Raw genomic sequence first — 13,108 nt, 5'->3', positions numbered from 1 at the left:
TGTAATATGTAGTTCATACAATTAATCGCTGATACGCTTTCCCCAAATGGAAATTCCCTTTTCATTCATACCCGTGAAAATTAGAGTATGGCGACCGAGCTCCCAGTCCCATGAAGGAAGCAATAACAATTCTTCCTTAGTTCCTTCGGATGTATTGCTCCAATCTATTGTTAGAGTACGCCTGCCATCAAAGCTCCAGTGACCTTCAAGAGAACCGCTGGTTGCCCGCCCTCCATCTTCTAGACGGAGCGGTTCAGCTTCCACCTGGCCGTCTATTTCCTGCTTTATCACGATGCGCTCCCAGTTGCCGGATAATAGCCTTTTGGGTATATCCTGCTCCTTTTCGCCGGCATAGCGCTCTGGGGAGACGACCGGCCAGCCCTCTGTCGTCCACAATATTTTGCGTACATGCAGGTACGGCCAGCTCTTGTCCGTTTCTCCTCGCGCATGATGTACAATATAATAATCCGCACCGTCCTTCAGGACAGAATTGTGACCTGGCGCAACCCAGCCTTCTCCTTCGCTGAACCGATAACCTCCCAATACCTTGTTTCCAATCTCGTATTGAGGCAAATAGCTGGTATCTGCCATATCATGTCCATTCATGTCCACATAAGGGCCTGTGATAGAATCTGAACGGGCAACGCGAACATTGTAGTCCTCAAACAAAGAATCATACGAGACGAACAAGTAGTATTTACGGAACATTGGATTGTACACAATGTAAGGTCCTTCTACAGCACCGTCCTCAGTTGCCCGATCTCTGGCAGCGATATTTTTACCATAGCCAGATTCTTTGAGCTTTCCAGTCTGGGGATCAAGCGGTGTAATATAAATACCGCCGAAAAAAGAGCCGTATACCATCCATGGATTACCCTCTGCATCCAGCACCGGATTGGCATCAATCGCATTCAGCTTGTCATGCTCTTCCGTTTTAACGACCAGCCCTTCATCCTTCCAAGGGCCTTCCGGGGAGCTGGATGTCTGCAATCCGATCGCAGACCGTGTGCTACCAAAGGTAGAAGCAGAGTAATACATCCGATAGGTATCACCCATCTTGATGATGTCCGGTGCCCACAGATTGGTTGCCGATGACCACACCTTTGCTTCCTTTGGAATGCCGGGGAGTGCATACTGAACCCAGTTCCAGTGAATCAGGTCAGTCGATTTGCGTACCATGACACCGGGTCTCAATTCTCCACCTGTCTTTACATCCGTTGAGTAGACATAATAGCCTTGATCTGTTTTGATAATCGCCGGGTCATGTGCATTGTTAATGGTCCAGCGCTGTTCATCGTTAATCGTACTTTGATCATACAAGTGATCGGGAGGCGGAGCCTGCGGATACACAGGGTCCGGAGTGTTATCCCCACAGCCAGATAGACCCAGCATGAGCAGCATAACCATAACTGTTATTCTCCTCCTTCCTTTACCCATTACATATTGTAACTGCCTTACATCATTCATGCGTACCCTCCAAGTGTCAATTAACCTTTGACACCCGAAATAGCAACCGATTCAATAATTTGTTTCTGGAAGATCAAGAATATAATCAGTACAGGTAACAAGGCTATTATTGATGCTGCCATTATAAGCGGATAGTCCGTCTGAATGGCGTAAGTCGCATTGAAATTCGCGATAACCAGTTGCAGTGTCTGCGTCTCTGGTGAGTTCAAGTAAATTATCGGTGCCAAATAATCGTTCCAAATCCCCATGAACCATAAAATAAGCTGTGCCGCAACTGCTGGCTTAATGAGCGGGAACGTAATCGACGAATAGAGTCGGAAATAAGAACTTCCGTCAATTTTCGCAGCTTCGATAATGGCATCCGGTACACTAAGCAAGTACTGCCGCAGGAAAAAGATCATAACTACATTTCCGAACAAACCCGGAACGATCAGAGGCAAAAGTGTATCGACCCAGCCAAGTTTGGAAAACATCATAAACTGTGGAATCATAACCGTTGGATATGGAATCATCATGGATGCGATGAGTGCCAAAAACAGTTTGTTTTTATGAGGGAATCTCAGCTTAGCAAATGCAAAAGCGGCCACACTGGATGTAAAGGTACCTACAACGGTAACACTTACAGCCACAATCACGCTGTTCTTGATCCCGCTTAACAAAGGCCCTGCTTCCCAAATTTCCTTATACTTGCCAAACTGGAACACCTCTGGTATCCATACTGGTGGAAGAGCAAAGACATCCTGCTTTTCTTTCACTGAAGTGGACAGCATCCAAAGCAGCGGCGCGATCATCACAATCGCTCCAATCGCTAGTGCAATAAAGATAATGATATTGGTAACTTTCGTTTTTTGACTATGGGACATAATCAGACTCACTCCTTTCCGCGAAAATCAATCCCCATCAAAGGACGATTTTTCATTCATTTTGAATTGAATCAAAGTTACGATAAAAATGAAGATGCCGAGAATCATAGCCATCGCGGAGGCATATCCCATTTGCAGGTTTTTAAATGCCTTATCCCAAATATAAAAGACGATTGAGGCGGATGAGTATTCCGGACCCCCTGTAGGTGTCATAATGTTCATTTCAGTAAAGATTTGCGAACCACCAATGATATTAGTTACGACCAGGAAAAAAGTTACTGGTTTCACCATTGGCCATGTAATATTGCGGAACATTTGGAATCCGCTAGCTCCATCTAGCTCTGCTGCTTCATAATAAGAGCGAGATACGCTTTGCAGGGCTGCCAAATATAGCAGCATCGTATATCCGAGACCCTTCCAGACGGTCATGAGAATCAAGGCCGGTTTGACCGTATCCTTATCCATTAGCCAGTTAGGACCCTTAATACCGAATATTTCGAGGAATTGGTTCACCAAACCATAGTCCCCGTTGTATGCCCAGTTCCACATAATAGAAACGGCAGCCAACGAAGAAATAACCGGGATATAGTAAATCACACGAAATGTTGTCGTACCTGGAATCTTGCGATTCAAACCTAGTGCCAGCAGTAAAGCTAGTACAAGACCGATTGGAATACCTAGCATTAAGAAAAGAGTATTGTACATCGATTTATAAAAGAGCTCATCGCTAAATAAATCTTTAAAATTGTCGAGACCAATAAAGTTCATTTGTCCCAATCCGTCCCAGTCTGTAAAAGAGCCGTATAATGAATAGACAAACGGGAATAACGTAAAGATTAGCAGACCGAGAATAGGTGGAAGAATAAATAAGTATCCATATACCTTCTCTTTGCGGTAGAGATTAGATTTGGTTATCACAGGGCTCACCTCTGTTTCTAATTTGGAATGAAGATGATGTTAGCAGCATGATATTCAGCCACTAACATCATCCTTTTTTCCTCTATTTACGCATTATTTCTGTGATTTTTTCTCTTGCTCCACCGCTTTATCCAGCAGTTTCTGCATCTTCGGTTGTTCTTGTTTCACATAATCTGCCGCCGTAATTTTACCATCCAGCACAGGTTGAATATCTGTGAAGAAAATATCGTACCATTCTGCATTATACGTATAGTTGCCTGGTAATGAGCGTCCATAGTCATTTACGATATCAATAAATTCTTGTTTATTGTTAGGCTTGGTTTTCGTATCTTTGGACCATTCATCAGCCATGTCCAGCAGATTCGGAATTTGTACCTTGGCATCTACGAGCTGCTTCATTCCTTCTTTAGAAGTCGTCAGATAGTTAACCAGTTCAACAGCTTCATCCGGGTATTTTGTTTTAGAGGAAACGCCGATACCCAGAGAACCGATCCATGTTGCTGATTTGCCAGTCGATCCGGCTGGGAACGGCAGTAAATCATATTCGAATGGCAGTTTTTCAAATGTACTCATATCCCAAGGACCTACCGGGAAGAATGCCATTTCGCCCTTCATCCAACGTTGGTATGTGTCCAATGTTTGTGATTGTTCAATACCAGGTGTGATTTTATATTTGTTTTGCATGTCAGCAAAGTACTGAAGCGCTTCCGCAAATTTCGGATCATCAATCGTTACTTTAGTTTTGCTCTCATCCAGCCAATCAGCCCCATTACTCCATACAAATGCTTGCAATGCCCACTGAACGTTAAAGCCTGTACCGTATTGATCTGGCTTGCCGTCACCATTGGTATCTTTGGTCAACTCTTGGCTAACCTTGATAAATTCATCCCATGTATACGGTTTGTCTTTGTCAGGCAATGGAACGCCCGCTTTTTCGAACATCGTTTTGTTGTAGCCGAGTGCGAATGGACCTAAGTCCTTCGGCATACCGTAAATATCTCCTTGACCGGCCATTTTACCGTCATAGCGATACAAATCTATACCGTATTTCCAGATGTTATCCAGTTTAATATCCTTGTTCTTCTCAATGTAAGGAGTGAGATTCTTCAATACCCCACTGTTTACATAAGCTTTCACATCTCCAGGGGCAAAGTAAAAGATATCTGGAAGATTATTTCCTGTGATCGCGGCTCTTAGCTTTGTAGCATATTGATCCGCTGCCGTCACGACCATTTTAACTTTTACGCCAGGATGTTCCTCTTCAAATTTCTTGATTACTTCCTTATAAGCCTTTTGTTCATCTGTGCCACCACGGAACATGAATGTCAGTTCCTTACTTCCATCACTACTGGAACTTCCCCCACTACAACCAGCCAGTGCAGCCACCATTAACAACAGAACAACCATTGTTATTGCAAAACCTTTTTTCTTTATCAACGCGACCCCTCCTAAATTTAAATGAAACCGCATACATTTAGTGTTAAAATAACTTCATACCACTCGGCCTAATCTTTAACTGTGCGGTACACAACCCGTTGTTGATTGCCGCTGTGATTATCATCCCTCTCATGTGCCATATAATTAACATTTTACTTTATCAATAATGAATTCGTTTACAAACAAAATATAGCATGCCTTTCCTCGGTTCGTCAATGTATTTTTCAATCTTTTTAAATAATTATAAAACATAGATTAGAGTAACATGGAAAGCAAAATTAAATCGTATTTAAGTTAACTTTTATCGAAATAATCAGTGATAAAGCTTAAATACGATTTATTTTTGAAGTAATTCTTAATTCGGAGTTTAATTTGCTCCCCTCTTTATTTAGTAAAAAAAATTTACAAAAAAGCAGTTTACTTCTTTTTGATTTTATTTTAACATAAATCAAAGTAAATATATAAGCGCTTACATCACAATTTTTATAGATAAGGATGGTCTATAGCTATGATTTATATTAAGGACTTAATGTCAGGATTAGATATTTTTAAAGCACTGGGTTCAGAAATCCGCATTCAAATTCTCGAGTTACTTGCCTACCAGGGACAAAGTATGAATGACATTGCTAACAAACTTAATTTGAGCAACGGTACCATTACAATGCATATTCGAAAATTGGAAGAATGCGGCCTTGTGGAGATCAATACCGTGAGCGGCAAGCACGGCACCCGAAAAATGTGCTATTTGAACAAGGATAAGCTGATGGTAGATTTGCGCACTAGAGAACAAAAAAATGTGTATGAGGTTGAGATTCGCGTAGGTCATTATAGTAACTATCAAGCGTCCCCCACTTGTGGATTGGTGACCCGAGACAGCATTATCGGCGATTTTGATGATCCACGCTATTTTGCAGATCCCGGGCGGCTGGAGTCGGAAATGATCTGGATGGCTGAGGGCTTTTTGGAATACCGTATCCCCAACTATCTGAAAGCGAATCAATCCTTTAAAGAAATTCAATTCTCCGCAGAACTGGGCTCAGAAGCACCCTGCTATTGTGAGGAATATCCCTCCGACATTTGTTTTCACATTAACGGTATCCCTATTGGGCACTGGACCAGCGCCGGAGATTTTGGAGAAGTGCCGGGGGTTCTCAATCCAGATTGGTGGCCACCGCATCTGAATCAATATGGTATGCTCAAATTAATTCGCATCAATCAGCAAGGCAGCTTCATTGACGGGTGCCGCATTTCCGAGGTCACAATAGATGATATTAACCTTAACTATAAAAGCGACATTACACTCCGTTTATCTGTAACCGATGAATCAGAAAACAAAGGAGGACTCACTATTTTTGGCAAAAGATTCGGGAATTTCAGTCAGGATCTGCTTGTGCGCGTGCTTTACGATGTGCATGGGGAGGACAGCGCCAACTCCTGACTCGCCACATGTAAAAATAGGCCGAAGCCTGTATTCATGGAATACATGTCCTCGGCCTAAACATCCTGATCCTCACTTAAAGAGATATAGATCAATAAATAAAAAATGACTGCTATCCCAAACACCAGCCAGCAAAAGGACAGCAAATGAAGTCTAGGTCCTGCATATACTCCCCATCTCCAAATATCCGTAAGGAGCACCAGTGGCTGCAACAACACATCCCAGCTATTCCAGCGAGCAAATCTGCCTATATATACGCCTATGCTGTCCAGCCACAACAACACCAAAACTACAGCCCATGCGAGCCCCTTTGAACAAATCCTCCTTAGCATATGATGGATCACCAATACACAAAGGCATGTAAGAAAAAGGCCAAGCCCTGCTGCTGAAAAAGACGTAAATAAGATTAACCAAAATTGAGTGTTCAACCAAAAACGTGTATCAGGATTCACATCGTAAAAACGAAACGCATGGAGTAACTCAGTCACCAAATAGAGAGCATTCGGCAGAAAAAACAACCATACAATTGAAGAGAAAAATAAAAGAATACTCCTCACTTTTGTACTTCGCAGTCTGGATAAAGCCATCATGCCGAGAGTGATAAAGACCGGAACCCAGGCCAGGAATATATCCCAATACAGAAATTGATATATCCTCGTTCCGCTTGTGGACTGCAAATACATAATGAGTCCGAAACAGCCCAACGTAGCTACAAGCAGCACTCCCAACAAACTGGGCAGCTTGTAACCCTTCCTTCTTAACAGCAAGTTTCCATCTACCTCCTGCCTGAGTTGCGTATATACGTCTTTTCTAATCCTAATTTTATAACGCTTTCATATTAAGAGAGAGGGCCTTTGTCTGTTTACTCCACGTTTCGTATGTCCTCGGGTACATGGTTTGTTATCGTCAAGGCATCAAAGGTAACAGCACAGCCCTCCCCCACCGGGGATTGAGCAACAACTCCGACTTTTAGCTGGTTAGGAACATTCATACCAAAATATCTCGCCAGCTTCCAATGCTGACCGTCTGATGAATAATGAAATGCAAAACAATTTCCAGCTCGTGCCACTCGTAAATACGGATTGGACACGTCCATCGCCCCAGATATACAATCATCAGATGTATCCCGAGTGACCACACTAAGAATAGATGGAGTGTTTTCGAAATATTCAAAACACAGCTTAGCCCAGCGGGTATCATCCGCCATTATCATCAAACATCCTGAATCATAAGGCTGCTTCATATCAACACGAACCCTCGTCCATATTGTAAAATCACCTTGAAGCGTTGTATGCAAAAAGGGTGCGGACGATTTAGTCGCTACGCCGGACGGATCCCTAAAGAAATCTGCCTGTGAAGGTGCAAAAATTTGCAAAGACTTGGTATCATCAAATCTCCATTCTGTCGGCTCATTGATCCAGCTCCAATCCGCCGGCAAAACTTCACCGCTAAAGCGTTCAAATACGTTCATATGGATACCATTCCTCTCTGGCAATATAGTCATATAACACATTGAAATCTGGGGCACAATCCCCTTGATACCACTATATACGTTATTTTCCAGTCGTCAATAATGATGATATGTCTTTAAAGTTTATGAAAAAAAGACTTGCCATCCTGAAATGTTGTGCTTATAATTACACCTAACTTGATACGGTAACAAATTTCAATGACGAGAACGAGTAAGCTATACAGCGGATTTGCAGAGAGTTGGGGCAGGTGAAAGCCAACATTCCGAGGGTAGCCGAACGCCATCTCTGAGAAGCGGGCTGAACCTGAAGTAAGCTCTGCCGCCTTTCCAGCGTTAACCGGAACACGTATTGATGGATACGTGAACAGAGTGTCATTTCCTATGGAATGAAACTAGGGTGGTAACACGGGTATAAACTCGTCCCTTTTACAGGGGCGGGTTTTTTTGTTTTTCAAAAAGGAGGAAATCATCATGACAAATGTATCGACAGTAGTATCTATAACCGATTTTTTGACTCCAGCTGTACGGGAAATGCCGCCTTCAGGTATCCGTAAGTTTTTCGAATATAGTACAGGCAGAAAAGATATTGTATCGCTTGGTGTCGGTGAACCCGACTTTGTAACCCCTCAACATGTCAGAAAGGCCTGTATCACAGCACTGGAAAATGGCAAAACATCTTACACACCAAATGCCGGTCTTCCTGAGCTTCGTGAGGAGATTGCCGGGTATCTGGAGAGCAACTTCAACACATCCTACAACCCGACAGATGAAATCATGGTTACCATTGGCAGCAGTGAAGCCCTAGATTTGGCATTACGCGCCCTCATCTCAACACACGATGAAATACTCATTCCGGCTCCATGTTATATTTCGTATTCGCCCATCACGTTTCTGAACGGAGGACATACCGTAACGGTTGAAACCTCTGCGGATCAGCAGTTCAAGCTGACAGCTGAGGCACTTCAAGCCAAGCTGACTCCACGATCCAAAGTGCTTATTCTCTGTTACCCGAATAATCCAACGGGTGGGGTGATGACCTATGAGGATTGGCTACCGATTGCCCGCCTGGTTGAGGAGCATAATCTTGTCGTCATATCAGACGAAATTTATGCTGAACTGACCTATGGACAGAAGCATGTAAGCTTCGCTGCTCTGCCGGGCATGAAAGAGCGCACTCTGCTCATCAGCGGCTTTTCCAAAGCATTTGCGATGACAGGCTGGAGGGTCGGCTATGTGTGTGGCCCCAGAGAGTTGATTTCAGCTATGCTGAAGATTCATCAATATACCGCCATGTGCGCTCCTATTATCGGGCAAATTGCCGCTATTGAATCCTTACGTAATGGGCTGGGGGAAAAAGATCGTATGATGGAATCCTACAATCTGCGTAGAAAATGGTTCGTTGAAGGCCTATGTCAGACAGGACTGCCATGTCACGAACCAAACGGTGCCTTCTATGCTTTTCCCTCCATTATGCACACAGGGTTAAACTCAGAGCAGTTTGCCAAGCGGTTGCTGGAAGAAGAAGGAGTCATTACTGTACCCGGTTCCGCATTTGGCCCAGGCGGCGAGGGCTTTATCCGCTGCTCGTATGCATCATCGCGAGATCAGTTGGAAATGGCTTTGGAGCGCATTAGCGCATTTTTGAAGCGCCTGTAAATGCGATTTTTCCCATCTTGAAATGAACATGAGTACTGAATGAACCCTACTGTAACAGCTTCTGAATAAGCTTTTTCTGGTGTGCTGGCAAGCCTTCCGGCCATTCCCCTACACGGCAATAACAAATGTCGGAGATTTCGGCGCTTGGTCGGAAAGTACCCGGGAGGTCCGGTCGTCCTAATCTTTAGGATGTCCGGTATTCAGAACGTTTTGCACAAAATCAGTCTTGGCATCCGTGTACGCTTCACGATCATGCTGATTTTCTATCGCCAGCCGCCTTTTTAATACATCATATTGCTGAATCAGCTCAGGCTGTTCACGAAGTCGGTTCCGAAACAATAGCTGCCGATCCCAATGCTCATCAGATTTCAGTATGAGATGCAGATGTCCCTTTCTTTGATCCTGTTCCACTTTAACCAAAAATCTTCTCCATTCCCGACCGTCCAATTCAGGCGGAACATAGTTCCAGCCTGCTGGTTGTAAAGTAGACACGATCTGTTCCAGTTGATCCCAAGATTCTAATTTTGCCATTATGTCAATAATGGGCTTAGCGGAAAGATTGGGAATTGCCGTGCTTCCTATATGTTCGATTTCCGTCACCTTAAACGGCAGTAATAACTCCCGCAACTGGTGAATGATCTTTAGGCCCTGCTCTGACCAGGCAGGATCAGGATTCACTATTTTTACAGGCTCCGTAGCCCACACCGGCCAATGTTCCTGGTTTTGCTCCTCATGCATTCATGATCCCCCCTAATTTCTATTCATGTATTCTCTCTTCAACTGTATCTTTTTGAATATCCTTAACACCATCTTGTAACTTACGGCTGTATAACTGAGCATTTTCCGCATCAAAACAAACAAAAATAATCTCATTCAAAGCCGAATGTTCACGTACAAAACGTGTCACTTCCTGTATAGCAATATCCGCCGCCTTTTCTTTCGGGAAACGGTAGATGCCTGTGCTGATATTCGGAAAGGAAATGCTTCGTGCATTCAGTTTTAAAGCTAATTGGAGTGCATTATGGTAGCATTTCGCCAATAGCTCCTCTTCCCGATGGTCGCCACCATTCCACACAGGGCCGACGGTATGAATAACATATTGGGCATCCAGCTTGCCAGCTGTTGTATAGACCGCGCCTCCTACGGGACACCCACCCTGCTTGTTTCTGATACTTACACAATCTTCTAAGATAGCCGGACCGCCAGCCCTATGAATTGCGCCGTCTACGCCACCGCCACCCAGCAAGCTTGTATTGGCTGCATTGACAATAATATCCGCCTTACAACGGGTAATATCCCCTTGCATCACACGTATTGTCACGTTTAATAGTTCAATTTGGGTATCCATTGCTCCTCTTCCTCTTCTAAAAATCAACTCGTTTATATAGTCATCTTATAGTCTCTACAGGCAATTTCTACTATATCGTCATAGGTTTTCAACATATAGTGCTTTAGATTTCCCCCCCGTGCGCTTGCTATTGTAGCTAATAACGGCGTATCTATAAGCTCATCAAAGCTGCTGCCCTGCGTATATTCCCGTTCAGACATGTGCAAAGCGACGTCCAATTCAATCATGTTGAAGTAGTAGACTTCTGTAAATATCAGTTCATAGGGCACAAAATCATCTGCTGCTTCCGTTGCCAGCCCCCCATTAATCTCTCCCTTTAAAATCAGCTCCTTCTTCGAATAATTCATATGCACATGGTCCAAATAGATCGCATCTCGTCCATACAATACTCCAATCGGGGTTTGAACGGCCTTTATCTGTGGCATCCACGCTACCTCCCTTCATCTCTATTTCCCATCCAGCAACATAAGTGCGGTCGCAACCGCATGATCCACAAAAGAACGCTCTGGGCGTGATTTCATCATCACGGTAATCCCGATTAACAAAGAGACCAACATATGCGCCAAAGCCCGTGCATCCATAGTCGCCTCAAGCTCCCCAGATTGAATACCACGTTCGAGGGTCTCCTGAAAGACAGCAGAAAGATACATTTGATGTTCTCTAGTTAAAATTTCGAATTTTTCATCATGAGGGGCTAATTCTACCATCGTGTTGATGCAAAAGCATCCCTTATTGGGTCCTTCCTCGTACTCTTCTGCCACCACTCCTCCAAAAAAATTGTAAAATGCTTCTTTTACAGATGAACTATTTTGCAGTTTAGCCCTTACACAAGCTGCATGAGATTGCGTATATTTGCGCAGCGCGGCTTCGAATAATTGCTTCTTGTCTCCAAAAGCAGCGTAAATGCTAGGACGCTGAATTCCCATTTTGAAGGTTAAATCGCTTAAAGAGGTAGCCTCGAATCCTTTTTCCCAAAAAATTTGCATCGCTGCATCCAACGCTTGATCTTCATCAAATTCCCGTGGTCGAACCATAAGCAGCTCCTTCTTTTCGTATCGTTCAGTATATTAAGATTGTATGATTACGAAAAGGAACTGTCAAATATGTACAGGATAAACTCTTGACATAACATATATGCACGAGTTATATTGACCTAAATTAATTACATACCAATCGGTATATTATACTTAACGGTATGTAACTTATAGAAAGCGATGTGGTATTTGAAAATGAAGACGTCAGAAGAAAAAGCGGTACTCTTCCCTCATCAAACAGTAGCAAATGCTACCGAAACAGCCCCCATTCCCTCCCTGTCCCGATCTGTGGCACTCCTATTTGCCATAGCCTGCGGGCTGGCTGTCGCTAACATTTACTATGCACAGCCACTGTTGGATGCGCTGGCAAATGAATTTGGCATTACGCACTCATCGGTAGGCATGGTCATTACCATCACGCAAATTTGTTATGCATTGGGTTTATTGCTGCTCGTCCCGCTTGGCGATCTTTTGAATCGACGGCGGCTGATTGCTGGGCAAATGCTACTGTCCGTGCTGGCATTAAGCGTGGTTAGCTTTGCTCCTACTCGTACAATACTACTTATGGGAATGGCAATGGTTGGACTGCTGGCTGTAGTTACTCAAACACTCGTGGCTTTCGCCTCTACCTTGGCTAATCCGACTGAACGGGGGAAGGTCGTAGGTCTGGTGACCAGTGGAGTCGTTATCGGCATTCTGCTAGCACGAACCGTGGCCGGTGTATTAACTGATCTGGCAGGCTGGCGTTCAGTTTACCTTGTTTCTGCTATACTTACGCTGTTTATGGCTGTAGCTCTGTTGCGGGTGTTGCCAAAGAACGAACCCACGAGTGCGACACTTTCCTATCCGCAGCTGCTCCGATCGGTTATCTTGTTGTTCGTGCAAGAACGAATTCTACGCATTCGCGCTGTCCTTGCATTGCTCATTTTTATGGCATTCAGCATATTGTGGACTTCGCTTGTGTTACCTCTCAGTGCCCCGCCTCTATCTCTTTCACATACAGCCATCGGAGCCTTTGGCCTGGCTGGAGTCGCCGGAGCATTAGCAGCAGCACGAGCAGGGCGTCTTGCTGATCAAGGCTTGGGACAACGGACGACAGGTATCGCACTAGTTGTATTGCTGCTGTCCTGGTTACCTATCCGCTACACCGAGCATTCTTTGTTTGCTTTAGTTCTTGGCGTAATACTTTTGGATTTGGCCGTACAGGCTGTACATGTCACCAACCAAAGCTTGATTTTCAACGTTCGCCCTGAGGCACGAAGCCGACTTACCGCAGGCTACATGATATTTTATTCCATCGGTAGCGCCACCGGGGCTATTGCTTCCACTCATATGTACATCTATGCCGGATGGAACGGGGTGTGTCTATTAGGAGCTGGTGTCAGTGCTCTGGCTCTCATCTTTTGGGCTGTGACCCGACGTTCAACTTGACGGGGAGAATGCTATTGATTGAATCAGAAAAAACCGCCGGGTCCA

Annotated in this window: 13 protein-coding genes and 1 other annotated feature; of the genes, 3 read left to right on the top strand and 10 right to left on the bottom strand. The window is 44.2% G+C overall.

All coding sequences use genetic code 11. The annotated features are described in order from the left end of the window. Positions 1–21 precede the first annotated feature (21 nt). The 4 genes from MKY35_RS09040 to MKY35_RS09025 all read right to left on the bottom strand — a co-directional run bounded on the left by MKY35_RS09040 (position 22) and on the right by MKY35_RS09025 (position 4,685). Positions 22–1,407 carry an arabinan endo-1,5-alpha-L-arabinosidase gene (locus MKY35_RS09040; protein ID WP_342446628.1) on the bottom strand — a complete coding sequence of 462 codons (1,386 nt, stop codon included), beginning with the start codon at positions 1,405–1,407 and terminating at the stop codon, positions 22–24. A gap of 80 nt (positions 1,408–1,487) precedes the next feature. Then, a complete protein-coding gene (locus MKY35_RS09035) occupies positions 1,488–2,330 on the bottom strand; it encodes a carbohydrate ABC transporter permease (protein ID WP_029516751.1) in 843 nt (280 codons plus the stop codon). A 27-nt stretch (positions 2,331–2,357) separates the two neighbouring features. After that, positions 2,358–3,248, bottom strand: coding sequence for a sugar ABC transporter permease (locus MKY35_RS09030; RefSeq protein ID WP_013309768.1), 891 nt, complete (start codon positions 3,246–3,248; stop codon positions 2,358–2,360). Positions 3,249–3,341: 93 nt separating this feature from the next. Continuing rightward, on the bottom strand, positions 3,342–4,685 hold the full coding sequence (locus MKY35_RS09025; RefSeq protein ID WP_029516750.1) for a sugar ABC transporter substrate-binding protein: 1,344 nt from the start codon (positions 4,683–4,685) through the stop codon (positions 3,342–3,344). Positions 4,686–5,193: 508 nt separating this feature from the next. Here MKY35_RS09025 and MKY35_RS09020 point away from each other — a divergent pair. Beyond that, complete coding sequence (locus MKY35_RS09020) at positions 5,194–6,123, top strand: ArsR family transcriptional regulator (RefSeq protein ID WP_342446168.1); 930 nt, start codon at positions 5,194–5,196, stop codon at positions 6,121–6,123. 56 nt (positions 6,124–6,179) lie between these two features. Here the strand turns inward: MKY35_RS09020 and MKY35_RS09015 are convergent, their stop codons facing one another. Further along, positions 6,180–6,890 (bottom strand): DUF1361 domain-containing protein, encoded by a 711-nt coding sequence (locus MKY35_RS09015; protein WP_342446167.1) that lies wholly within the window; start codon positions 6,888–6,890, stop codon positions 6,180–6,182. Positions 6,891–6,985: 95 nt separating this feature from the next. Continuing rightward, a complete protein-coding gene (locus MKY35_RS09010; protein WP_342446166.1) occupies positions 6,986–7,594 on the bottom strand; it encodes a DUF1349 domain-containing protein in 609 nt (202 codons plus the stop codon). 189 nt (positions 7,595–7,783) lie between these two features. Then, positions 7,784–8,022 (top strand) — a binding site (T-box leader). Positions 8,023–8,065: 43 nt separating this feature from the next. Here MKY35_RS09010 and MKY35_RS09005 point away from each other — a divergent pair. After that, positions 8,066–9,250, top strand: coding sequence for an aminotransferase class I/II-fold pyridoxal phosphate-dependent enzyme (locus MKY35_RS09005; protein ID WP_342446165.1), 1,185 nt, complete (start codon positions 8,066–8,068; stop codon positions 9,248–9,250). Positions 9,251–9,427: 177 nt separating this feature from the next. Here MKY35_RS09005 and MKY35_RS09000 read toward each other — a convergent pair whose 3' ends face one another. The 4 genes from MKY35_RS09000 to MKY35_RS08985 are packed head-to-tail and all read right to left on the bottom strand — an operon-like array spanning position 9,428 to position 11,632. Then, the gene (locus MKY35_RS09000; protein ID WP_342446164.1) at positions 9,428–9,988 is read right to left on the bottom strand and encodes a GrpB family protein; all 561 of its coding nucleotides are present in this window, start codon (positions 9,986–9,988) and stop codon (positions 9,428–9,430) included. Between the two features lie 19 nt (positions 9,989–10,007). Continuing rightward, positions 10,008–10,598 carry an O-acetyl-ADP-ribose deacetylase gene (locus MKY35_RS08995; RefSeq protein ID WP_342446163.1) on the bottom strand — a complete coding sequence of 197 codons (591 nt, stop codon included), beginning with the start codon at positions 10,596–10,598 and terminating at the stop codon, positions 10,008–10,010. 32 nt (positions 10,599–10,630) lie between these two features. Beyond that, positions 10,631–11,023 carry a hypothetical protein gene (locus tag MKY35_RS08990; protein WP_342446162.1) on the bottom strand — a complete coding sequence of 131 codons (393 nt, stop codon included), beginning with the start codon at positions 11,021–11,023 and terminating at the stop codon, positions 10,631–10,633. 21 nt (positions 11,024–11,044) lie between these two features. Then, the gene (locus tag MKY35_RS08985) at positions 11,045–11,632 is read right to left on the bottom strand and encodes a TetR/AcrR family transcriptional regulator (RefSeq protein ID WP_342446161.1); all 588 of its coding nucleotides are present in this window, start codon (positions 11,630–11,632) and stop codon (positions 11,045–11,047) included. 195 nt (positions 11,633–11,827) lie between these two features. On the opposite strand from MKY35_RS08985, the gene MKY35_RS08980 reads away from it, so the two are divergent. Further along, positions 11,828–13,063, top strand: a complete 1,236-nt coding sequence (locus MKY35_RS08980; protein ID WP_342446160.1) for an MFS transporter — start codon at positions 11,828–11,830, stop codon at positions 13,061–13,063. Positions 13,064–13,108: the final 45 nt, after the last annotated feature.

Origin of the sequence: Paenibacillus sp. FSL L8-0638 (genome assembly GCF_038593075.1) — a bacterium.
GTDB lineage: Bacteria > Bacillota > Bacilli > Paenibacillales > Paenibacillaceae > Paenibacillus > Paenibacillus polymyxa_D.
Note: the sequence above shows the minus strand (reverse complement) of the source record. Positions and strands in the feature narration are given on the sequence as shown.

What these genes read in the sequence shown, in the direction of transcription:
- MKY35_RS09040 (WP_342446628.1), bottom strand. Translation starts at nt 1,407, where the DNA reads ATGGTTATGCTGCTCATGCTGGGTCTATCTGGCTGTGGGGATAACACT.
- MKY35_RS09035 (WP_029516751.1), bottom strand. Translation starts at nt 2,330, where the DNA reads ATGTCCCATAGTCAAAAAACGAAAGTTACCAATATCATTATCTTTATT.
- MKY35_RS09020 (WP_342446168.1), top strand. Translation starts at nt 5,194, where the DNA reads ATGATTTATATTAAGGACTTAATGTCAGGATTAGATATTTTTAAAGCA.
- MKY35_RS09010 (WP_342446166.1), bottom strand. Translation starts at nt 7,594, where the DNA reads ATGAACGTATTTGAACGCTTTAGCGGTGAAGTTTTGCCGGCGGATTGG.
- MKY35_RS09005 (WP_342446165.1), top strand. Translation starts at nt 8,066, where the DNA reads ATGACAAATGTATCGACAGTAGTATCTATAACCGATTTTTTGACTCCA.
- MKY35_RS09000 (WP_342446164.1), bottom strand. Translation starts at nt 9,988, where the DNA reads ATGCATGAGGAGCAAAACCAGGAACATTGGCCGGTGTGGGCTACGGAG.
- MKY35_RS08995 (WP_342446163.1), bottom strand. Translation starts at nt 10,598, where the DNA reads ATGGATACCCAAATTGAACTATTAAACGTGACAATACGTGTGATGCAA.
- MKY35_RS08990 (WP_342446162.1), bottom strand. Translation starts at nt 11,023, where the DNA reads ATGCCACAGATAAAGGCCGTTCAAACCCCGATTGGAGTATTGTATGGA.
- MKY35_RS08985 (WP_342446161.1), bottom strand. Translation starts at nt 11,632, where the DNA reads ATGGTTCGACCACGGGAATTTGATGAAGATCAAGCGTTGGATGCAGCG.
- MKY35_RS08980 (WP_342446160.1), top strand. Translation starts at nt 11,828, where the DNA reads ATGAAGACGTCAGAAGAAAAAGCGGTACTCTTCCCTCATCAAACAGTA.